The sequence below is a fragment of the Micromonospora sp. RTBAU3-60 genome (assembly GCF_054963695.1).
In genome coordinates, this window is sequence record NZ_JBUEGB010000003.1 from 159,524 (window position 1) to 182,203 (window position 22,680).

15 protein-coding genes are annotated in these 22,680 nt (G+C 76.0%); 11 read left to right on the forward strand and 4 right to left on the reverse strand.

What is annotated here, in order from left to right; genetic code table 11:
* Positions 1-24 precede the first annotated feature (24 nt).
* Entirely contained in the window at positions 25-5,064 is a 5,040-nt protein-coding gene (locus ACY34I_RS04730; RefSeq protein ID WP_462752785.1) for a WG repeat-containing protein, read from the forward strand.
* A 127-nt stretch (positions 5,065-5,191) separates the two neighbouring features.
* Positions 5,192-6,190: an aldo/keto reductase family protein gene (locus tag ACY34I_RS04735; RefSeq protein WP_462752787.1), complete on the forward strand. Its 999-nt coding sequence runs from the start codon at positions 5,192-5,194 to the stop codon at positions 6,188-6,190.
* A gap of 103 nt (positions 6,191-6,293) precedes the next feature.
* Here ACY34I_RS04735 and ACY34I_RS04740 read toward each other — a convergent pair whose 3' ends face one another.
* Positions 6,294-7,091: a site-2 protease family protein gene (locus ACY34I_RS04740; RefSeq protein WP_462752789.1), complete on the reverse strand. Its 798-nt coding sequence runs from the start codon at positions 7,089-7,091 to the stop codon at positions 6,294-6,296.
* On the reverse strand, positions 7,088-7,288 hold the full coding sequence (locus ACY34I_RS04745; protein WP_462752791.1) for a hypothetical protein: 201 nt from the start codon (positions 7,286-7,288) through the stop codon (positions 7,088-7,090). Before ACY34I_RS04745 ends, ACY34I_RS04740 begins: the two co-directional genes overlap by 4 nt.
* A gap of 146 nt (positions 7,289-7,434) precedes the next feature.
* Between ACY34I_RS04745 and ACY34I_RS04750 the strand changes: the two genes are divergently transcribed.
* The 4 genes from ACY34I_RS04750 to ACY34I_RS04765 all read left to right on the forward strand — a co-directional run bounded on the left by ACY34I_RS04750 (position 7,435) and on the right by ACY34I_RS04765 (position 13,797).
* Positions 7,435-9,633 (forward strand): serine/threonine-protein kinase, encoded by a 2,199-nt coding sequence (locus ACY34I_RS04750; protein ID WP_462752793.1) that lies wholly within the window; start codon positions 7,435-7,437, stop codon positions 9,631-9,633.
* Positions 9,634-9,716: 83 nt separating this feature from the next.
* Entirely contained in the window at positions 9,717-11,678 is a 1,962-nt protein-coding gene (locus ACY34I_RS04755; RefSeq protein WP_462752795.1) for a bifunctional adenosylcobinamide kinase/adenosylcobinamide-phosphate guanylyltransferase, read from the forward strand.
* Positions 11,668-12,441 (forward strand): adenosylcobinamide-GDP ribazoletransferase, encoded by a 774-nt coding sequence (locus ACY34I_RS04760; RefSeq protein WP_462752797.1) that lies wholly within the window; start codon positions 11,668-11,670, stop codon positions 12,439-12,441. Before ACY34I_RS04755 ends, ACY34I_RS04760 begins: the two co-directional genes overlap by 11 nt.
* A gap of 63 nt (positions 12,442-12,504) precedes the next feature.
* Positions 12,505-13,797: a DUF2314 domain-containing protein gene (locus ACY34I_RS04765; RefSeq protein ID WP_462752799.1), complete on the forward strand. Its 1,293-nt coding sequence runs from the start codon at positions 12,505-12,507 to the stop codon at positions 13,795-13,797.
* 118 nt (positions 13,798-13,915) lie between these two features.
* On the opposite strand, the gene gcvT is transcribed toward ACY34I_RS04765, so the two are convergent.
* Positions 13,916-15,046: a glycine cleavage system aminomethyltransferase GcvT gene (gene gcvT / locus ACY34I_RS04770; RefSeq protein WP_462752801.1), complete on the reverse strand. Its 1,131-nt coding sequence runs from the start codon at positions 15,044-15,046 to the stop codon at positions 13,916-13,918.
* 160 nt (positions 15,047-15,206) lie between these two features.
* On the opposite strand from gcvT, the gene ACY34I_RS04775 reads away from it, so the two are divergent.
* Complete coding sequence (locus ACY34I_RS04775) at positions 15,207-16,775, forward strand: leucyl aminopeptidase (protein WP_462752803.1); 1,569 nt, start codon at positions 15,207-15,209, stop codon at positions 16,773-16,775.
* Positions 16,776-16,836: 61 nt separating this feature from the next.
* Here the strand turns inward: ACY34I_RS04775 and ACY34I_RS04780 are convergent, their stop codons facing one another.
* Complete coding sequence (locus tag ACY34I_RS04780; RefSeq protein ID WP_462752805.1) at positions 16,837-17,166, reverse strand: hypothetical protein; 330 nt, start codon at positions 17,164-17,166, stop codon at positions 16,837-16,839.
* Positions 17,167-17,344: 178 nt separating this feature from the next.
* Here ACY34I_RS04780 and lpdA point away from each other — a divergent pair, with 178 nt between their 5' ends.
* The 4 genes from lpdA to ACY34I_RS04800 all read left to right on the forward strand — a co-directional run bounded on the left by lpdA (position 17,345) and on the right by ACY34I_RS04800 (position 22,659).
* Complete coding sequence (lpdA, locus tag ACY34I_RS04785; protein ID WP_148794719.1) at positions 17,345-18,736, forward strand: dihydrolipoyl dehydrogenase; 1,392 nt, start codon at positions 17,345-17,347, stop codon at positions 18,734-18,736.
* 67 nt (positions 18,737-18,803) lie between these two features.
* Positions 18,804-20,603, forward strand: coding sequence for a 2-oxoglutarate dehydrogenase, E2 component, dihydrolipoamide succinyltransferase (gene sucB, locus ACY34I_RS04790; protein WP_462752807.1), 1,800 nt, complete (start codon positions 18,804-18,806; stop codon positions 20,601-20,603).
* A gap of 126 nt (positions 20,604-20,729) precedes the next feature.
* On the forward strand, positions 20,730-22,058 hold the full coding sequence (locus tag ACY34I_RS04795) for a low temperature requirement protein A (protein ID WP_462752809.1): 1,329 nt from the start codon (positions 20,730-20,732) through the stop codon (positions 22,056-22,058).
* A 109-nt stretch (positions 22,059-22,167) separates the two neighbouring features.
* Positions 22,168-22,659: a hemerythrin domain-containing protein gene (locus ACY34I_RS04800; RefSeq protein WP_462752811.1), complete on the forward strand. Its 492-nt coding sequence runs from the start codon at positions 22,168-22,170 to the stop codon at positions 22,657-22,659.
* The last annotated feature ends 21 nt before the right edge of the window (positions 22,660-22,680 follow it).

A 22,680-nucleotide genomic window follows, 5' to 3' on the forward strand; every position in this document is an offset into this window, starting at 1 on the left:
CGCGGGCGGCGACAGGATCTCGCGATGAGCGGCTGGGACCGCTGGCGCGAGCCGGCCGAGCCGTCCTGGGCCGCCGAACCCACCCACGAGTGGCGTCCGCAGTTCCCGGGGCAGCGCTACCCCGGTGACATCGGCGTCGAGTACCTGACCTCACCCGCGCCACGCGGCCGGGCCGTCGTCGGCCGGGCCGAGGTGCCGGTCAGCCCCGCGCCCGCCGAGGACCCGTACCCGGTCAGCCCGGCAGGCCCCGACGGCCGGCGCGGCGCGTACCCGGTGAGCCCGGCCCCGGCGGACCGGCCCGGCGGCCGCCCGGCGGACCGGGACCAGCGACCCGGCGGCCACCCGGTCAGCCCGGCAGGCCCGGACGGGCGGCGCGGCGCGTACCCGGTGAGCCCGGCCGGTCCGGACGAGCGGCGCGGGGGCTACCCGGGACCGCGCGGTCCGGGCGAGCAGCGCGGGTACCCGGACGGGCGCGGCGCGGGGGAGCCACACCCGGACGGGCGGCGGCCCTGGGCGGACCGGCGCGCGCCCGGCGACGGACCCCGGCGCGGCCCCGCCCCGCAGCCGGGCGAGCGGTACGACCCGCACGAGCGGACGCCGGAGCACGCCGCGGGCCGGCCGGACGACCGGTACGACCAGCGCTGGGTACGCCCTGAGCCGGGACGGCGGCCGCCGGAGGCGCACCGGCCGATCTCCCCCGCCCCCGAACCCGGCTGGCTCCCGGAGCCCGACGAGTTCCCGCACCGCCCTCAGCCGCGACCGCCCTGGTCCGACCAGCGCCGAGGCACGGCGGACGGGCGGCCCGCCGCCGCCCCGCCCGGCCCGGTGGACCGGCGGCAGCCGGCCTACGACGGACCGGCCGACCGCCGGGAGCGCGGCTTCGAGCGCCCGGCGGACCGGCGCGACCCCGGTTTCGAGCCGCCCGCCGACGGGCGCGGGCACGGCTTCGACGGCCGGGGCGAGCGGCGCGAGTCCGACGTCGAGCGCCGCAACCCCAGCTTCGGACCACCGGCGGAGCGGCGCGACCCGGGCTTCGGGCACCCGGCGGACCGGCGCGACCCGGGCTTCGACGGCCCGCGCCGCCAGCCGGACCCACGCCGGGAGGCCGCCGCGCGGGCCGAGACGTACCGCGACGCGCCGGTTACGCCGGACGGCCCGCGCCGACCCGTGGATCCGTACCGCCCGGAGCCCGGCCGGTACGGCGAACCGCGTCCCGCCGCCTTCGGCCCCGGCGACCGGTGGGACGGCCAGCGTCCGCCGGGCGCCCCCGCGCGCCCGCACGCCGAGGAGTGGCCGGTCGTCGAGCGGCGGCCCCGGACCGAGCCGGCCGCGTACCGGCCCGACGAGCGGCACCGCCCACCGACCTCCCCCGACCGACCCCGCCCGGACGGACCGCCGCCGCGCCCCGGCGAGGAGACGCGGTACGACGCTCGCCGTCCCAATCCGGCCGCCCCCCGGTACGACGGTCCGCGCCCCGATCCGGCCACACCCCGGTACGACGGTCCCCGTCCGGAATCGGTCGGCCCCCAGTACGACGGTCCGCGTCCGGAACCGGTCGGCCCCCACGCCGAGGACGGGCCGGCGTTCCGTCGGCACCCGGAGCCGCGGCAGGGCCGCCCGGCCGAGCCCGGTCCGGCCCGCCCCGGCGACGGCTGGCGTCCACCGGCCGAGCCGGCCGCCCGTACCCGTCCGGACGACGTGCGGGAAGAACCGACGGCGGCACCGGCTCGCCCGGACGAGCCGCGGGACCGCCCCACCCCGCCGGTGCCCGCCGACGACGGACGGCAGCCGTCCGTGCCGCCCGCCCCATCCCGGCCGGCCCCGCAACCCGGACCAGTGACGGGCGCGCCCGCGCACCCGGCCCCACCGCCCTCGGCGTCCACGCCCGCGCAGTCGGCACCGATTTCCGCGCCACCGGCTCGTCCGGCCCCGGTCTCGCCTGCGGCACACCCGGCGACCTCCGCCGCACCGAACCAGGTGTCAGGTGTGGCCGAGCCGGCGCAGGCCATGTCGCCCACCCCGGCGCTGCCGCCCGCCGAGGCTCCGGTCTCCAGCGCGCCCGGCGGCACTCCGGCCGCCGGCCCCACCGCCTCGCCCGGCGGCGCAGCGACACGTCCGCCCACACCCGTGTCGGCGCCACCTGTCTCCCCGGCGCCCCCACCGGGCGGGCCCGGCACCGCTACGCCTCCGACTGTTGACCTGCCCCCGTCGGTCGACGTAGCCGCGCAACCGGCACCGAGCGCCGGTCCGTCCGGACAGCCGGCACCCACCGCGGCTCCTCGCCCTGGCGCCCCGGTGGCCTCGGCGTCTGCGCCGCCGACGGGCGGGGTGGCCCCGACGCCCGCCACGGTGGCGGCCGAGCTGACCCCGGGGCCCGCCCCGGTGGAGACCGGCGGCCGCCCCGAGGCGACGGGGCCAACCCGGTCGGACCACGACGCGGCGAGCGCACCCGCCACCGGCCGGCCGGTCGAGGAGGCGGACGGCTGGTTCCGGCCGAGCCACCCCGTACCGCCCCCGGCCGCCCCGGTGGGCGAGGCTCCCCCGGCGCGCCCGGACGCACCCGAGTCCGTACCGCCGGCCCGGCAGGTCGAGCCGGAGGCCGCACGGCCGGTCAGCGGGCCGGTGGCGCCGGCCCAGGCGGTCGACCCACAGGCCGCGCGGCCGGTCAGCGCGCCGGTGCCGCCCCCGCCCTCGACCCGCGCCAACCCGGCCGACGTCGACTCGGCCGACGTCGACTCGACGCCGGACGGGCCTGCCGGCGAGTCCGTCCTGCCGGACCACTCCCCCGCCTCGGCCCAGTCCCCCGCCGGCCCGGTGCCGCCCGACGGCCGGGTGCCGCCCGACGGCCGGGTGCCGCCCGACGGCCGGGTGCCGCCCGACGACCGGGTGCCGCCGGCCGACCGGGTGCCCGCCGCCGCCCGCCCCGCCCCGGAGGCGTCCGCGCCGGCCGGGTCCGGAGCCCCCGCCGCCCCCGCGCCGCCCGAGTTCACGGCCCCTGCCGCCGCGTCGCCCACGCCGGAACCAACGGCTCCCGAGGACGCCCCGGCCTCGCCCGCGTCGGCACCGAACGCTCCCGCTCAGCCCCGGTCGGGGAGCCCCACGCCGTCCCCGGCCGCCAGCGCTGCCGCCCCGGCCGGTGCGGAAGGCCCCGCGCCCTCGGTGCGGCCCGAGTCAGGCCCGCCCGCCGAGTGGGTCTCGCCGCCGGTGTCGGCGCCAGCGGCCCAGGTGTCCGCGCCCCCCGCGTGGGCACCTCCGGCCGAGGCGCCCAGGCCAGTCTCCGCACCACCGGCTCAGATCTCCGCGCCGCCGGCCCAGATCTCCGCCCCGCCGGCCCAGGTATCCGCACCACCGGCTCAGACCTCCGCGCCACCGGCGCAGGCCTCCGCACCGCCGGCGCAGGCCTCCACACCGCCAGCACAGGTGCCCGCACCACCGGCCCAGGTGTCCGCGCCGCCGGCCCAGGCCTCCGCACCACCGGCCCAGGTATCCGCACCACCGGCCCAGGTGCCCGCACCACCGGCCCAGGTGCCCGCACCACCGGCCCAGGTATCCGCGCCGCCGGCCCAGGTATCCGCGCCACCGGCCCAGGTATCCGCGCCACCGGCGCAGGTGTCCGCGCCGCCGGCGCAGGTATCCGCGCCACCGGCGCAGGCCGCCACAGCGCCAGCACAGGTATCCGCACCGCCGGCACAGGTCGCCGTCGAGGCGGCGGCGGAGCAGCCGGTGGCGGAGAGCGAACGGCGGGAGGTACGTCCGGCGGACCCGGAGCAGGCGCTGGCCGCCTTCCGGTGGCGGCTGCACCCGGAGACGCTCCGCGAGGAGGCTCCCGATCCGGAGGCGCTGCGCGAGGTCCGGGAGGGACTCACCACCAAGCTCGGCAGCGCGCTGGACAATCGCAGCCGGGCCCGGTTGCTGAGCCTGCGGTCGGTGGCGTCCCGGATCCTCGGCGAGCTGGAGGACGCCGTCGCCGACGGCCGGCTCGCCCTCACGTACGCGGAGGCCACCGGCGAGTTGCGGCGGACCGCGCTGGCCCGCGCGCGGCTGGCCGAGGTGCTGCGCTGGCGGGGTGAGCACGCGGAGGCCGACCGGCTCTTCGCCGAGGCCAACTCGCCGGAGCTGCCCGACCGGCTGCGCGCGGCGCTGCACGAGCACGCCGGCCGGTCCTGCTACGACCAGGGCCGGCTGACCGAGGCGTGCCTGCACTTCGAGCGGGCCCTGGACCTGCGCCAGGACGAGGACACCGAGCTGAACGCGCGTACCGCGGTGGCCCTGGACGCGGTCACCGCGCGGGCCGCGACCGACGGCTTCGGGCCGAAGCCGCGCAGCCGGGAGGCGCTCCTGGGCCGCGAGCGGTACCCGGTGCCGACCTTCGACGAGGAGCAGCAGCTCTGGGGGTACGCGGACGACGAGGGCGAGCTGGTGGTCGAGCACCGGTACGCCGAGGTGCAGCCGTTCCACGAGGGCGTGGCCTGGGTACGCCGCCCGGAGGCGTCCCGCTGGGCGCTGATCGACACCGCGGGCGCGGCGCTGATCGAGGCGAACAACGGCTACCGGGCGGTGGGCTCCTTCTCGGAGGGGCTGGCCTGGGTGTCGATGGACGGCAAGAGCAGATGGATGGCGGTCGACCCGACCAACATCGTGAAGGTCCCGCCGGGGTTCGAGGAGGTCCGACCGTTCCGGGGCGGGCTGGCGGCGGTCCGGCAGAACGGCGGCTGGGGCGCGGTCGACCGGACCGGCCAGGTCGTGGTGCCGACCCGCTACCACGGCTTCACCACCGCGCTGGCCGACGGCCGGCAGGTGGAAGGCTTCACCGAGGAGGGCTTGGCCGTGGTGGAGTTGGCCGGTCGCCGGGGGGTGGTGGACCGCAGCGGCCGGGTGCTGGTCGCGCCGGCGTACCCGGCGCTGGTCGTGCACCCGGTCGCCTTCCTGGTCGGGGACGCGTCGGGCCGCTGGGGCGCACTCGACCGGCGGGGCGAGCCGCTGATCGACCCGGTGCACCCCGGACGCGCGGCGGTGATCGCCGAGATCGACCGGCTGCTCGCCGACACCACCCCGGTGCTCTGATCCGGCAGCGGTGCGGCTGGGCTGAGGAGGAGTGGCCGGCCGCCCGTACGCGACGCCCTCGCTGAGCATCGTCACACCCGCGTCGTGCCTCGCCGTGACCATGATCCGGCGGGTCTAGGGTCGAGGTATGGAATTCCGACACCTAGGCCGCTCGGGCCTGATGGTCAGCGAGATCTCGTACGGCAACTGGATCACCCACGGTTCGCAGGTCGAGGAGCAGGCCGCGGCCGCCTGTGTGCGGGCCGCCCTGGACACCGGCATCACCACCTTCGACACCGCCGACGTGTACGCCGGCACCCGGGCCGAGGAGGTGCTCGGCCGCGCGCTGAAGGGCGAGCGTCGCGAGGGGCTGGAGATCTTCACCAAGGTCTTCTGGCCGACCGGTCCGGGGCGCAACGACCGCGGGCTGTCCCGCAAGCACATCATGGAGTCGATCAACGGCTCGCTGCGCCGCCTGCAGACCGACTACGTGGACCTCTACCAGGCCCACCGCTACGACTACAGCACCCCGCTGGAGGAGACGATGGAGGCGTTCGCCGACGTCGTGCACTCCGGCAAGGCGCACTACATCGGCGTCTCGGAGTGGAAGGCGTCGCAGATCCGCGAGGCCCACCAGCTCGCCCGCGAGCTGCGTATCCCGCTGGTCTCCAGCCAGCCGCAGTACTCGATGCTGTGGCGGGTCATCGAGACCGAGGTGATCCCCACCTGCGAGGAGCTGGGCGTCGGCCAGATTGTCTGGTCGCCGATGGCCCAGGGCGTGCTGTCCGGCAAGTACCTGCCGGGCCAGCCGGCGCCGGCCGGTTCCCGGGCCACCGACGAGAAGTCCGGTGCCGGGTTCATCGCCAAGTGGCTCGGCGACGAGGTGCTCACCCGGGTGCAGCGGCTCAAGCCGCTGGCCGAGCAGGCCGGGCTGACCATGCCGCAGCTCGCCGTCGCCTGGGTGCTGCAGAACCCGAACGTCTCCTCGGCGATCGTCGGGGCGTCCCGGCCGGAGCAGGTGCACGACAACGTCAAGGCGGCGGGCGTGAAGCTCGACGCCGACCTGCTCAAGGCGATCGACGAGATCGTCGAGCCGATCACCGAGCGGGACCCGGCGAAGACCGAGAGCCCGGCGCAGCGCCCGTGACGCTCTCCCCGGGCCGGCGCGGCCGCCGCGCCGGCCCGGGCCCCTTCCCGGGTACGCCGAGGCGTGGGCGCCCCGCCGCTGCGCGGCGGCTCCCGCCGCCCGGTCAGCCCCGCCAGAAGCGGATCAGCTCGAACCCGAGGGCGTAGAGGTGGGGCGGCAGCCCGAGGAAGTCCGCCACGCCGAAGACCGCGCCGAAGAACCAGCCGTTGATCCGCGGGCTCCACAGCAGCGCGAACAGCAGGATGAAGCCGTACGGGGCGAACAGGTCGTACATCCGGCGGTACTGCGGGCTGAGCCACGGCTGGATCATGTTGCCGCCGTCCAGCCCGGGCACCGGCAGCAGGTTGAGCACGCTGGCGGTGAGCTGAAGGAACGCCAACAGGCCCACCCCGGCCCAGAACGGCAGCGGGCCGACGGTGCCGTACCCGAGCCACAGCGCCGCCAGCAGGACCAGGGTGAACAGCACGTTGATGGCCGGGCCGGCCAGGCTGACCAGGCTGTGTCGCAGCCGGCCGGGGATGGCGTGCCGGTCCACCCAGACCGCGCCGCCGGGCAGGCCGATGCCGCCGAGCAGCACCACCAGCACCGGCAGCACGATCGACAGCAACGGGTGGGTGTACTTCAGCGGGTTGAGCGTCAGGTAGCCCCGGTGGGCGATGTCCCGGTCCCCGCTCCGGTACGCGACCACCGCGTGGCCGTACTCGTGCAGGCAGAGCGAGACCAGCCAGCCCGAGACCACGAAGAGGAAGACGTTGAACCGGACGTTGCCGTACCCGTTCCAGGTCATCACGCCGCTGGTCGCGAAGAGCGCGACCAGGGCGAGGAAGATCGGGCTGGGCCGGAACGCCGCGCGGGGCACCCCGAGCACCAGCGGTTCGCCCGGGCGGTCGTAGCCCATCATTCGGCGGGGGGCAGCAGGCTCATCCGGTACTCCACCCGGTCGTCCTCGACGAGCGCGACGGAGGTGACGCCGGACGCCGCGAGCTCCCGCCAGGTCTGGCCGATCCACGACTCGGCGTCCGCCTGGCTGCCGAACGACTCGGTCGGCCCGTCGACCGACTCGCCGTTCGCGCCCTCGTACCGCCAGCTCCACGCCATGCCGCGTCTCCCCTCGCCGCCGTCGTCCCTGGGACGGAACCCCCGCAAGCGTAGTCGGCCGGACGCGCAACGGCTCCGGGCACCACGTGCCGGACGCGGCCCCCGCTGGATCATGCCGGGTACCGGCCGGCCGGTACGGTGGCGCGGTGCTCACTGAAGGAGTCGTGCTCAGCGACCGCTATCGGCTGAACGAACGCATCGCGACCGGCGGCATGGGGGCCGTCTGGAAGTGCACGGACACCCTGCTGGGCCGCGAGGTCGCGGTGAAGGTGCTGCTGCCGTCGCTGGTCGCCGACCCCGAGTTCACCACCCGCTTCCAGGCTGAGGCTCGGATGCTGGCCGCGCTGCGGCACCCCGGCATCGTGCAGGTGCACGACGCCGGCTCCGCCACCCTCGCCGACGGCAGCCGGGTCAGCTACCTGGTGATGGAGTACGTCGACGGCGAGCCGCTGGTGACCTGGATCCGCCGGGCCGGCCGGCTCGACCCGGCGTCCACCATGTCGGTGGTGGCGCAGGCCGCCCACGCGCTGCACGCCGCCCACCTCGCCGGGATCGTGCACCGGGACGTCAAACCGGGGAACCTGCTGGTCAAGCGGGACGGCACGGTGGTGCTGGTCGACTTCGGCATCGCCCGGGCCAACACCATGGCGGGGATCACCGCCGCGCACATGGTGCTCGGCACCGCCTCGTACATGTCGCCGGAGCAGGCCACCGGCCAGGCCGTCTCGGCCGCCACCGACGTGTACGCGCTCGGCGCGGTCGCCTACTACTGCCTTGCCGGCCGGCCGCCCTTCGAGGGCGACAACCCGCTCCAGGTGGCGCTGCGGCACGCCCAGGACGAGCCGGCGCCGCTGCCGGCGGGCACGCCCCCGGCGGTGGTGGAGGTGGTCCGCCGGGCGCTGGCGAAGCGCCCCGGCGACCGGTACCCGACCGGGGCCGCCCTGGCCGAGGCCGCCCAGGACGCCCGGGACGCCACGATGGCCAGGATGGCCGTCCCGCCCCGCCCGCCGTGGGCGGTGGCCGGCCCGGCCGTGCCGGGGCCCGCCGTGCTCCCGACGCCGGACGCCACGGCCGGTTCCGCCGCCACCCCGGGCCTCGCCGGGGGTACGCCATCGGGCGGCCACGCCCAGGCCGGGTCCCCCACCGGTCCTGGTCCGGTGCCCGGTGCCACCGCCGACGCGGGCAGCGCCCGCCCCGGTCCCGCGTCCGGTGCCGGAACCGCCGCCCCGACCTTCGCCCCGGATGCCGCCGGCCAGGGGCGTTCCGGCCCGGTCGCGGGAGCCGGTCCGGCCCAGCCCGGCCCGGTCGCGGGAGTCGGCCCGGTCCAGCCCGGCCCGGTCCCCGGGGTCGGCCCGGCCGCCGGCGTCTCCCCGGGGCCGGGACAGCCCGGCCCGGTCGGGGGTGTCAGCTGGGCCGCCGGTGTCGCCCCCGGCGCGGGCGCCGGTTCCGGCGGCCCGTCCGGGCCGCACGCCCACCCCACCGCCGGGCGGCCCGGCGGCGCCGGGCCCGCGGGTCCGCCCCCGGCCGGCCCCGCCTGGTCGATCGGGGTCGCACAACCCGGTCCGCGCCCCGGCGGGTACGGCCCGGAGCAGGACCGGCACGCCGGCTCGGGCGTACCGCCGACGCTGGAGGAGCCGACGGGGCGCCGGGGGCGGGGACGGATCCTCGCCCTGGCCGGGGCGGCCGGCGTCGTCCTCGTCGCGCTGGCGACCACCATGGCGGTGGCGGCGCTGCGCTCCGGTGACGAGGACCCACCGGCGGGCGGCCCGACCGCGCTGACCGGCGAGTCGACGCTCGCCGATCCCGGGCAGTCGGAGGTGCCGGCCACCGGGGAGGCGTCCGCATCGGCGGCGAGCCCCACCGGGCGGCCGAGCCGGTCACCCTCGGCCGGCCCGAGTCACGCCGCGCCGGGTGCCGCCACCCCGTCGGCCGGCGCCTCGGCTGGACCGACCGCCGGCGGCACCGGGGCACCGAGGCCGACGAGCACGACGACCGCCCCGCAGAAGTCCAACCCGTACACCGCCGGGCAGGCGTGCGGCAGCGGCTACCAGGTGATCGACTCGGCGACGCTGACCGCGGGCGGCGTCCGCAAGGGTCGGGTCTACCTGCTCTACAACACGTCCAGCGGGGCCAACTGCGTGGTCACGCTCAAGGACACCGACGTCGGCCGGGCGAGCGCGGTGTCTGCGTACCTGGAGGTGCAGGGGAAGACCCGCGAGACCGACAGCGGGGCGTTCGAGTACTACGCCGGGCCGGTCCGGGCCGGCGCCGCGAAGGCCTGCGTGAAGTGGGGCGGGTCGGTCGGCGGGGCCAGCTACGGCAGTCCCTTCGAACACTGCGGCTGACGCCGCCCGGCGCCGGGGGCGGCACTTGGGAACCCGCCCGGGCCGGCAGGCGGTGACCGGCCGGCCGGCCGTAAGGTACGGGCATGTCCGTTGACGGGTGGAACACACTCCTGGTGCTCGGCGGTATCCGGTCCGGCAAGTCCGAGTTCGCGGAATCGCTGGTCGCCGACGCGCCCACGGTCCGCTACGTGGCCACCGCCCCCGAGGGGGATCCGGAGGACACCGAGTGGGCGACCCGCCTGGCGGCGCACCGGGCCCGCCGGCCGGGGAGCTGGACGACCGAGGAGACCGCCGCGGACCCGGGCCGGCTGGCCGAGGTGATCGCGGCGGCCGGGCCGAACGAGACGCTGCTCGTCGACGACCTGGGCGGCTGGGTGACCGTGCTGCTCGACCCGGCCCACCAGCCCGCCGACGACTCCGCCACCATCGCCGAGCTGGCCGCGGCGGTCCGGGCCAGCGCCGCCCGGCTGGTGCTGGTCAGCCCGGAGGTGGGGCTCTCCCTGGTGCCGACCACCCCGCTGGGCCGGGCGTTCACCGACGCGCTCGGCACGACCAACCGGGCGGTCGCCGACGCCTGCGACGCCGTGGTGCTGGTGGTGGCCGGTCAGGCCGCGTGGCTGAAGCCGGCCGGCGCGCCGCACGCCACCGTCCCGGCGCAGGCCGGCCCCGGCCAGGCGGGTGCCCCCGCCGCGCCGGGCGTCGCGCCAGACGAGGCGCTGCCCGAGGTGCTCACCCCGGCCGCGCCGCCCGCGCCGGCCCCCGCGCCGGTGGCGGAGCACGCCGCCTGGGCCGCCCCCACCATGGCGCTGCCGATGGTCGCCACCGGCCTGGCCATCCAGCCCGGCATGGAACTGCCGATGCCCGACGAGTACGCGGGCCCGCAGGCGGTCGACCGGCTCGCCACCCTGGACCTGCCCGGCGCCGGGCTGGGCGTGCTGGACCGGGTGGTCAGCTTCGCCGCCGCCACCCAGGGCACCTCGACCCCCGCGCCGTGGAGCTCGGTGCGCGTACTGCTGCTGCACGGTGACCACGCCGGCGGCGCGTCGGCCGGGGTGGCGCCCGGCGAGTCGGCCCGCCGCGCCCGGCAGGCCCGGGCCGGCCAGGGGGCGCTCGCCCGGCTGGCGGCCGAGAGCGGGGCCGGCCTCCAGGTGGTCGAGGCGCCCGCCTCCGCCGCCATGGAGGACGGGCCGGCGCTCTCCGCCGAGCAGGTCGAGTCGGCCCTGCGCTACGGCTGGCGGCTGGCCGAGCAGGCCGCCGACGCGGGCGTACAGCTGCTGGTGCTGGCGGCGTGCGGCGCCGGCACCGAGGCGGCGGCCGCGGCGGTGCTGGCGGCGACGGCCGGCGCGGAGCCCCCGGCGGTGCTGGGCCGGGTGGTGAACGAGCACGGCCTGATCGACGATGCGGCCTGGATGGTCCGCTGCGCGGCGGTGCGGGACGCCCTGCACCGCACCCGCCGCAGCCCGCGCGACGCCAAGGACGTGCTGGCCGAGCTGGGCGGCGGTGACATCGCGGTGGCCACCGGCGTGCTGCTCGGGGCGACCGCCCGGCGGGTGCCGGTGCTGCTGGACGGGCCGGTCGGCGTGGCCGCCGGCCTGGTCAGCCGCGACCTGGCCGGGCAGGCCCGGCACTGGTGCCTGCTGCCCGACCACGGCGGGCAGCCCGCTGTCCGGCTCGCCGCCGACGTGCTCGGCCTGACCCCGCTGGTGGACCTGCGGCTCAACCTCGGCGAGGGAGCGACGGCACTGGCCACCCTGCCGCTGCTGCGCTCGGTGCTGGGGCTCGCCGCCGGCCTGCCGGTGCACCCGTCGCTGCGCGGCGACGAGGAGTTCACCGAGCCGAAGCCGGCGGGCCCCGGGCCCACCACCACCGAGCCGGAGCCTCTGACGCCCGCCACCGAGCCGGAGTTCGCCGAGCCGGAGCCGGCCGGCCCGGGGCCGACCACGGTCGAGCCGGAGCCGGCCGGGCCGGGACCCGGCCGTCCCGCGACCGCCGAGCCGGACGAGCCGGTCGCGGTGCCGGAGCCCCCCGACCGGCGTGCCGACTGAGTCCCGGTTCACCGACGGGATCCGGCTGGCGGTCACCACCTTCACCACGCTGCCGGTGCGCGGCGGCCGGGTCGACCGGGCCGCGGCGGGCACCGCGATGGCGCTCGCCCCGGCGGTCGGTGCCCTGCTCGGCGCGCTCCTCGCGGCGGTGCTGCTGCTCACCGCCGCCCTCGCTCCCCCGCTGGTCGCCGCCGCGGTCACCGTCGGGCTCGGCGCGCTGCTCACCCGCGGCCTGCACCTGGACGGGCTGGCCGACACCGTGGACGCGCTGGGGTCGTACCGGCGGGGCGCGGCGGCGCTGGAGATCATGAAGAAGCCGGACGTGGGCCCGTTCGGGGTGGTCGCGCTGGTGGTCGTACTACTGGTGCAGGCGGCGGTGCTCGCGGAGCTGGCCGGGCGGTCGTGGCCGGCGGTGCTCGCCGCAGTGGCCGCCGCCACGGCCGCCGGCCGGCTCGGGGTGGGCCTGGCCTGCCGGCGCGGGGTGCCGGCCGCCCGGCCGGAGGGCCTGGGCGCGCTGGTGGCCGGCACGGTGGGGCCGGTCGCCCTGGTGGCCGGCGCGGTCGCCGTCGCGCTGCTGGCCGTGCCGGCGGTGCCGGGCCGCCCGTGGCAGGGGCCGCTCGCCGTCGTCGCGGCGCTCGCCGTCGCGGCCGGGCTCCTCGCACACGTGGTACGCCGGCTCGGCGGGATCACCGGCGACGTGCTCGGGGCCACCGTGGAGATCGTCACCACGCTGGCCTACCTGGGACTGGTGCTGTCCGGCTGAGCGTCACCCGTCCGGGCGGGTAGCGTTCGAGGACGAGGCACCGGCACGGTCGAGGGGGACGACATGCTCATCACGGACGACTTCCTGCCCGTACCGGTGCCGGAGTCGCTGGACGCGACCTACCTGGTGCCCATCGCCGGGCTGCCGAAGGTCAGCCCGAAGACGGCGGTGGCGGGCCTGGCGGGGCGGCTCGCCGAGCCGGTGCACGGGCTGGCGCGGCAGATGCTGGACAGCCCGCTGATGAGCGTCGACACCCGACCGATCGGCGAGTTCCCCGAGCTGCCGCCGGACCTGCTCACCGCGTTCGGCGCCACCGAGGCCCAGCTGGCCCGGCTGGCCGCCGCCACGCACCTGGTGGTGGTGCAGGCCGAATACCGGCCGGGCTGGCCGCCGGCGCACGAGTGGGCGGCCCGGGCGGTGGCCGCGGCGATCGCCGAGACGGTCGACGGGGACGTGGTGGACGTCTTCGGTCTCCAGTTCCTCGACCCGGCCGCCGCGCTGCGCTCGCTCCCCGACGAGCAGGGCCGGATCCGGCTGGTCGACTGGGTGCTGGTGCCGTACTCGTCGGACGCCGACGGGCTCTGGTTCACCACCAAGGGGCTGCGCCGGTTCGGGCTGCTGGAGCTGCAGACCCAGGGGGTGCCGGATCATCTGACCCGGGCCTGGGGCGCGGTGATGACCGGCGCCGCCCGGCGGCTGCTGCGGGACTGGACCGAGGGGCTGGCCGGCGAGGAGGTGCCCGCGTTCGTGCAGCTCCCGGTGCTGGCCACGGTGACCGGGCACGACATCGCGGTGGCGTACGGCAATCCGGAGCAGCACGGCGCGACGGCGCCGGTGCTGCTGCGGCTGGAGCTGGACCCGGCGACCGACCCGGACGCCGACTCGTTCCTCAGCCTCAACCCGCCGCCCGGGCACCCCGGCCCGGCCGGCCGCTACTTCGCCGCCGCCTGCGCCACCCTGTTCAACGGCATCCAGCCGGACGTGCGGTACGCCCGGCCGGGCGACGCGATGAGCCGGGCGATCGCCACCGCGCGTGCCGGCCTGGGTGACATCCGGGCCCGGTTCCTCGGCGGTCAGCTGCCCGCCGAGGCGCAGCTCGTGGTGAAGTACGGCCTGCCCGGCGACGAGGGCCCCGAGTTCGTCTGGGCCGGGGTGACGTCCTGGGACAGCCCGGAGCGGATCGTCGGCGCCAGCGCCAGCGACGCCGCCACCGACCCCACCGTCCGGATCGGCGCCCCGGTCGTGGTGGAGGCGACGGATGTCGTCGACTGGGCCCTGCTCGACGCCACCGGCGTCATCGAGGGCGGCTGGACCCAAGCCGTCCTGGACGCCGGCGACTCCCCCACCCCCGACTGACCACGCTCTCGCCACCGCGCACTGCCGCGCGCCCCGACCCGCCCCGGTTGATCATGAAGTTGTTGTCGTCGACCACGGCGTGTCGGGACAACAACTTCATGATCGCCGTGAGCGGGGGCTACCGGACCGAGGGTTGGACGAAGGGGGGGCGGGTCAGGCGCAGTTGGGCGCGGCGGCCGCGGATGTCGACGTCGACGATCTCGCCGTCGGGGAGCTTGGGGTCGGTGTCGATCAGCGCGAGGGCGATGCCCTGCTTTTTGGTCGGGCTGAACGTGCCGCTGGTGATGGTGCCGACCTGGGTGTCGCCGGCGTACACGGCCATGCCGGGGCGCGGGATGGCCCGGTCGACCGCCTCCAGCCCGCGCAGCGTACGCCGGGGGCCGGCCGCCTTCTCGGCGAGCAGCACATCCCGGCCCCAGAAGGCCGGCTTGTCCCAGCCCACCGCCCAGCCGGAGCGGGCCTGCACCGGGGTGATCTCCAGCGAGAGGTCCTGCCCGTGCAGCGGGTACCCCATCTCGGTGCGCAGGGTGTCCCGCGCGGCCAGCCCGCAGGCCCGCAGCTCGTACGCCGCCCCGGCGGCGAACAGCGCGTCCCAGACGGCCAGCGCGTGCTCGGCCGGGATCACCAGCTCGTAGCCGAGCTCGCCGGTGTAGCCGGTGCGGCACACGGTCAGCCCGAGGCCGTCCAGCGTCGCGGTGGAGAAGCTCATGTAGTCGTGCTCGGTGGGCAGGCCCAGCGCGGCCAGCAGGTCCGCCGAACGCGGCCCCTGCACCGCCAGGACCGCGTACGCCTCGTGCTCGTCGGAGATGGCCAGCCCGGCCGGCGCGGCGGCGCGCAGGCGGCGGACCACCTCGGCGGTGTTCGCCGCGTTCGGCACCAGGAAGACGTGGTCGTCGGCGTGCAGGTAGGCGATGATGTCGTCCACCACGCCGCCGGTCGCCTCGTCGCAGCAGAGGGTGTACTGCGCCTTGCCGGGGCTGATCCGGCCGAGGTCGTTGGTGAGGCAGGCGTTGACGAAGTCCGCGGCGCCCGGCCCGGTGATCCGCGCCTTGCCGAGGTGCGAGACGTCGAAGACACCCACCCCGGTACGCACCGCGGTGTGCTCCTTGAGCACGCCGCCACCGGCGTACTCCAGCGGCATCTCCCAGCCCCCGAAGGGGGCGAACTTGGCGCCGGCGGCGATGTGCCGCTCGTGCAGCGGGGAACGGCGCAGCCGGGTCGCGGCGGCGTCGGAGGTCACCTCGGTCATGGGTGGCAACTTACCGCCCACTGAACGCCTGGTTAGCATCGGCGGGACCCGTCGGAGACATCGGCGGGACAGCCACGCGTCCGGCGGGTAGGTTGCGCCGGAGACCTTCATCGCCGGTACGCGACCACGCGGCCGGCCCGGCCCGCCCGGAGTAGCTTCAGTGACATCGCCCCGCACCACCCTCAGCCTGGTCGACACCGACCCCGCCGAACTCGCCGTCGACGCGATCGTGATCGGCGTGCACAGCCAGACCGCAGAGCAGGGTTCCGGCTCACCCGCCGGCACCCTCCTGCTGGCCAGCGGCGCGGAGAGCATCGCCGCCGCGTTCGACGGCAAGCTGACCGAGACGCTGGCCCTGCTCGGTGCCACCGGCGGCCCCGGTGAGGTGATCAAGCTGGCCACGCTGGGCACGATCACCGCCCCGGTCGTCACCGCCGTCGGCCTCGGCCCCGAGCCGTCCGGCGCGGCCCCGGCCCCGGAGACCCTGCGCCGGGCCGCCGGCGCGGCGGTCCGCGCCCTGGCCGGCGCGCCGCGCGTGGCGCTGGCCCTGCCGCTGCCCGACGACGCCGACGCCCCGGCCGCGCTGCGCGCGGTCGCCGAGGGTGCGCTGCTCGGCGGCTACCGGTTCGCCGGCTACAAGACCAAGCCGCAGCCGGGCCGGCGCGAGCCGGTTGCCGATGTGCTGATCGCGGTGCCGGACGCCGCCGACGCGACCGCGCAGGCGGAGATCGTCCGCGCCCAGGCGGTCGCCGGCGCGGTGCTGACCAGCCGGGACTGGGTCAACACCGCCCCGAACGAGCTGCGCCCGCCGGCGTTCGCCGAGGCCGTGGCCGCCGCCGCCCGGGAGGCCGGGCTCGGTGTCGAGGTGCTCGACGAGGCGGCGCTGAAGTCCGGCGGGTACGGCGGCATCCTCGCCGTCGGGCAGGGCTCGGAGGCCCCGCCGCGGCTGGTCAAGCTGACCTACACCCCGTCCGGTGGCGGCAACGGCAAGCGGGTGGCGCTGGTCGGCAAGGGCATCACCTTCGACACCGGCGGCATCTCGATCAAGCCGGCCCAGGGCATGTGGGAGATGAAGTCCGACATGGCCGGCGCGGCGGCGGTCGGCGCGGCCATGCTGGCGGTCGCGGCGCTCAAGCCGTCCGTGGCGGTCACCGGCTACCTGCCGATGGCGGAGAACATGCCGTCGGGCACCAGCTACCGGCCGGGCGACGTGATCACCATGTACAGCGGCAAGAGGGTGGAGGTGCTCAACACCGACGCCGAGGGCCGGATGATCCTCGCCGACGGCATCGCCCGGGCCTGCGAGGACGGCGCCGACTACCTGTTCGAGACCTCGACCCTGACCGGCGGCCAGGTGATCGCGCTGGGCAAGAAGATCGCCGGCGTGATGGGCACCCCCGAGCTGTGCGAGCGGGTGAAGGCGGCCGGTGAGGCCACCGGCGAGCCGGCCTGGCCGATGCCGCTGCCGGACGACGTGCGCAAGGGCATGGACTCCGACGTCGCGGACATCTCGCAGGTCAACGCGGGAATGGACCGGGCCGGCCACATGCTCCAGGGTGGCGTCTTCCTGCGCGAGTTCGTCACCGAGGACGTGGCCTGGGCGCACATCGACATCGCCGGCCCCGGCTACCACTCGGGCGAGGCGACCGGCTACTGGACCAAGGGCGGCACCGGCGTCCCGGTCCGCACCCTGGTCCACTTGGTCGAGGACGTCGCCGCCAACGGCTGACGTCGTCCACCGCGACGACGGGGCGCTCCCTACCGGGGGGCGCCCCGTTCGCGTGTCCGGCTCAGAAGAGCTCGGGGCGACGCTTGCGGCGTTCGTTGTAGTCGCGCATGCGCTGCGGGTAGCCCATCAGCCGGACGTCGTAGATCGGGATGGCGAGCTTGTGGGCGAAGCGGCGTGCCTCCTCCGGGGTGCCGACCCGCCGCCGGGTCCACTCGCCGTCGTCGGCGATCAGCATGACGGTGGTCTCGGTGACCGTGGTCCGTGGCTCCAGATACGCCTCGACCCCGCGTCGGGTGCGGACGAAGTTCTCAAGGTGGTCCAGATCGGCGCGCTCGGCGACCCGGTCGCGACTCACCGCGCCCGTCCGCTTGCGTCGTCGGAACAGCCCCACCGCACCCACTCCTCCCCCGTACATCATCGAAGACGGTGCCAAGCGTACGTGGCGGGGACGTGTCGTTGGGCACCTCACTACGCGCTTCGTCGGCGGTGGTGACAAGATGACCGAGGTGGGGTGTGCCTGTTACTCCACCGTAACCCCCGATGCAGTGACGCGAACTGGGAGTTGGAACGTGAGCGAGCCGAACGACGCAACCTTCGACATCGTGATCCTCGGAGGTGGTAGCGGCGGCTACGCGACCGCGCTGCGCGCCGCCCAGCTGAACCTGTCCGTCGCCCTCATCGAGAAGGGCAAGCTCGGGGGCACCTGCCTGCACAACGGCTGCATCCCGACCAAGGCGCTGCTGCACGCCGCCGAGATCGCCGACCAGACCCGCGAGTCGGAGCAGTTCGGCGTCAAGGCCGAGCTCGTCGGCATCGACATGGCCGCGGTCAACTCGTACAAGGACGGCGTGATCTCCCGGCTCTACAAGGGCCTCCAGGGCCTGGTGGGCGGCGCGAAGAACATCACCTTCGTGGCGGGCGCCGGCAAGCTGGTCGCCCCGAACACCGTGGAGGTCGACGGCAAGCGCTACACCGGCCGCAACGTCGTCCTGGCCTCCGGGTCGTACGCGAAGAGCCTGCCCGGCCTGGAGGTCGACGGCGAGCGGATCATCACCAGCGACCACGCCCTGGTCCTGGACCGGGTCCCGGCCTCGGCGATCGTGCTGGGCGGCGGCGTGATCGGCGTCGAGTTCGCCAGCGTGTGGAAGTCCTTCGGGGTGGACGTGACCATCGTCGAGGCGCTGCCCCGCCTGGTCGCCGCCGAGGACGAGGAGTCGTCGAAGGCGCTGGAGCGGGCCTTCCGCAAGCGGAAGATCAACTTCAAGGTCGGCAAGCCGTTCGAGAAGGTCGAGAAGACCGAGAACGGCGTCAAGCTGACCATCCAGGGCGGCGAGACCGTCGAGGCCGAGCTGCTGCTGGTCGCCGTCGGTCGCGGCCCGAACACGGCCAACCTCGGCTACGAGGAGCAGGGCGTCAAGATGGACCGCGGCTACGTGCTGACCGACGAGCGGCTGCGCACCAGCGTGCCGAACGTCTACGCGGTCGGCGACATCGTGCCGGGCCTGCAGCTCGCGCACCGCGGCTTCCAGCAGGGCATCTTCGTCGCCGAGGAGATCGCCGGCCAGACCCCGGCCGTGATCGACGAGGCCGGCATCCCGCGGGTCACCTACTGCGACCCGGAGCTGGCGTCGGTCGGCCTGACCGAGGCGAAGGCCAAGGAGCAGTACGGCGCCGACAAGGTCAAGACCTACAACTACCCGCTGGGTGGCAACGGCAAGAGCCAGATCCTCAAGACCACCGGTCACGTGAAGCTGGTCCGGGTCGAGGACGGCCCGGTGGTCGGCGTGCACATGGTCGGCGCCCGGGTCGGCGAGCTGATCGGTGAGGCGCAGCTCATCTACAACTGGGAGGCGTACCCGGCCGAGGTGGCGCAGCTCGTGCACGCCCACCCGACGCAGAACGAGGCCTTGGGCGAGGCGCACCTGGCCCTCGCCGGCAAGCCGCTGCACGCGCACAACTGACCACGACAACCGCGGCGTCCGGCGACGGGCGATGATCCCACCAGGGGAATGAAGGAGTCTGGAGAACATGCCGGTATCGGTCACCATGCCCCGGCTCGGCGAGAGCGTCACCGAGGGCACCGTCACCCGCTGGCTCAAGCAGGAGGGCGACACCGTCGAGGTCGACGAGCCGCTGCTTGAGGTGTCCACCGACAAGGTGGACACCGAGATCCCGTCGCCCGCGGCGGGTGTGCTGAGCCGGATCGTGGTCGGCGAGGACGAGACCGCCGAGGTCGGCAGCGAGCTGGCGGTCATCGCCGGCGAGGGCGAGCAGGTCGGCGGGGCGGTCGCGCCGCAGGCGGCCCCGGCGGAGGAGGCCGAGGAGGCCGCCGCCGCGCCCGAGGCCGAGGCGGAGCAGCCGGCCGTCGAGCAGCCGGCGGTCCAGGCGGCCCCGGCACCGTCGGGCGCGGGCACCCCGGTCAAGATGCCGGCCCTCGGCGAGAGCGTCACCGAGGGTACGGTCACCCGCTGGCTCAAGCAGGTCGGCGACAGCGTCGAGGTGGACGAGCCGCTGCTGGAGGTGTCCACCGACAAGGTCGACACGGAGATCCCCTCGCCGGTCGCCGGCACGCTGCTGGAGATCAAGGTCGCGGAGGACGAGACCGCCGACGTCGGCGCCGATCTGGCGATCATCGGTGCGGCCGGTGCCGCCCCGGCCCCGGCCCCGGCCCCGGCCCAGCCGGCGCCGAAGCCCGAGGCCAAGCCCGAGCCGAAGCCGGCGCCCAAGGCCGAGGAGCCGACCCCGGGCGTGTCGTACAACCAGCCGGCGCCGGAGGCGGAGACCGCCGCCCAGCCGATGCGGGCCGAGCAGGCGGCGCAGCCGGCCGCGCCGGCCCCCACCCCGCAGCGCCCGACCGCCCCGGTGCAGGGTGGCGGCGAGGAGGCCGCCGGCTACGTGACCCCGCTGGTGCGCAAGCTGGCCGCCGAGCACGGGGTGGACCTGTCCTCGATCAACGGCACCGGCGTCGGCGGGCGGATCCGCAAGCAGGACGTCCTGGAGGCGGCCGAGAAGGCGAAGGCCGCCAAGGCCGCCCCGGCCGCGCAGCCGGCCGCCGCCCCGGCGCCGGCCCCGGCCAAGCCGGCCGCGAAGCCGCAGCCGAGTGCGAAGCGGGGCACCACCGAGAAGCTGCCCCGGATCCGGGCGGCCATCGCCAAGCGGATGCAGCAGTCGCTGCACGAGATGGCGCAGCTCACCACGGTGATCGAGGTGGACGTCACCAAGATCGCCAAGCTGCGGGCGCAGGCGAAGGACTCCTTCCAGCAGCGGCACGGCGTGAAGCTGTCCTTCCTGCCGTTCTTCGCCCTGGCGGCGGTCGAGGCGCTGCAGACGTACCCGATCGTCAACGCCCGGATGGACCTCGAGGCCGGGACCATCACCTACCCGGACGCGGAGCACCTCGGCATCGCCGTGGACACCGAGCGGGGCCTGCTGGTGCCGGTCATCCACAACGCCGGCGACCTCAACCTGGGCGGGATCGCCAAGCGGGTCGCCGACCTGGCCGAGCGCACCCGGACCAACAAGATCAGCCCGGACGAGATCGCCGGGGCGACCTTCACGCTGACCAACACCGGCAGCCGGGGCGCCCTCTTCGACACCCCGATCGTGCCGTCGCCGCAGTCGGCGATGCTCGGCACGGGTGCCGTGGTGAAGCGCCCGGTCGTGGTCAACGACCCGGAGCTGGGCGAGGTCGTCGCGGTCCGCTCGATGATCTACCTGGCCCTGTCGTACGACCACCGGCTGATCGACGGCGCGGACGCGGCCCGCTTCCTCGTCGCGGTCAAGGAGCGGCTGGAGGCCGGCAACTTCGAGGCCGAGCTGGGGCTCTGACGCCCTGACGACACGCTAGGGGGCGCGCGGCACACGTCGCGCGCCCCCTTCGTCGTGTCCGGGCCGGCCGCGCAGGCTGACCGGAATCCGGCCCGCTACCAGCCGCCCGCTTGACAGACTCGGTCGGTGAGCGGCTTCGGGTGGCGGCGCCTCGGGCCCGCGGTGCCGGTGGCCCCCGCGGCCCGGGTGGACCGGTTCGAGATCTTCTTCGACCTGGTCTTCGTCTTCTCGTTCTTCATCATCACCCGGTCCACCGCGCAGGACATTCGCGGCGGGGCGCTGCTGCACGCCCTGCTGGTCCTCGCCGTGCTCTGGTGGGCGTGGGTGGTGCACAGCGTGGTCGCCACCCGGATCCGGCTCGGCGAGGGCTTCGTGCCGGTGCTGATGACGGTCGGCATGGCGGCACTGTTCACGTTCGCCCTGTCACTGCCGCAGGCGTTCCACGACGTGCGGGGCAACGCCGCCGGGCCGGTCGTGGCGGCGGTCAGCTACATCGTGGTCCGCCTGGTGCACCTGCTGCTGCTCCGGCACGCGGTGCGGGACAGACCAGACGAACTTCGGCAGATGAGGCGATTCGCCCCGGAACTGGTGGGCAGCACCCTGCTGCTGCTCGCCGCCGCGCTGATCCCCCCGGCCATGCACGGCTCCTCCTGGGCGCCGCTCGTCCGGGACGGGCTGTGGGCCCTGGTCGTGCTGCTCCAGTACGCCAGCGGCCAACTCGTGGGTTCCTGGGTCTGGGGCATCGCCTCGGCCGAGCACTGGACCGAACGGTACGACCTGATCCTGATCATCGCGCTGGGCGAGTCGGTCATCTCGGTCGGCGTCGGGAGCAACCTGATCGGGCAGCCACCCACCCTGCCGGCGGTGGGGGCGGCGGTGCTCAGCATCTTCTTCACCGCCGCGCTCTGGTGGGCGCACTACGACATGATCGGGCCGGCCGCCCGGATCGCCCTGCACTCGGCACAGGGCAGACCCCGGCTCACCATGGCCCGGGACGCGTACGCGTACTGCTACCTGCCGATGATCGCCGGAATCATCCTGTTCGCGCTGGGCGCCGAGCAGATCGTCCACCAGATCACCAGTCCGACGATCTCCGACTGGGCGCCCGCCCGCGGCCCGGCCGAGCCGCTGCTCTTCGGTGGGGTGTTCCTGTACCTCCTCGGCGACATGCTGTTCCAACTGCGGACCCTGCACACCGTGAGCTGGACCCGGGTGGTCACCCTCGGGCTGCTTGCCATCTGCCCCCCGCTGGTCGACCGGGTGCCGGCGCTGGGAACCCTGGGGCTGCTGACCGTGATCTGTGTCGGCATGGTGGCCGCCGAGGTAGTGATCTTCGACGAGGGCCGGCGGGCGCTGCGCCGACTGGTCTTCGAGGAACGGACGGCCCACGAGGCGCACGAGGCCGCCTACCGGGCCCGCTGGCACGAGCCGAACGAACCGGACGAGGGCGAGTGACCCGGGGCGGTGGACGGAGTCCGGTTCGCGTAGGGTGCAGCCCAGCGTCGCGGTGCACCCGGCACGAAGGCCGCCGTGGGCATGGAGGCGCGGGACAGCAGGGGACCATGTGCACCCATCCCACTCACCGGCCGGGCGGCTGACCGCGCTCGGCACCCAGTTGATCGAGATCCACCACTGGCTCCGCGAGGAGCTTGCCCGGCTCCGCGCGAGCCTCGACTCCCCCGGCGGCGCCGGCACCGGCCTGTCCCGCGAGCTACGGGCCCACTGCGTCGGCTTCTGCGCGGCGCTGGACCGGCACCACACCGGCGAGGACGCCGGCGCGTTCCGCCTCCTGGCCGAGCAGGTGCCCGAGCTGCGACCCGTCCTCGCCCAGTTGAGCGAGGACCACCGGGTGGTGGCGGACCTGCTGCGCCGGGTCGACGCGCTGCTCGGCGGGACGGACGACGGCCCGGCGGTCCGCGCCGAGCTGGACGGCCTGGCCGCGCTGCTGGAGTCGCATTTCACCTACGAGGAACGGAAACTGGTCGCCGCGCTGGACGCGGTGACCGGCGGCACCGCCGAGGAGCTGTTCGGCATGGACGTCCCCGACGGGGCGTAAATCGCGTCGGCACCGCCGCGT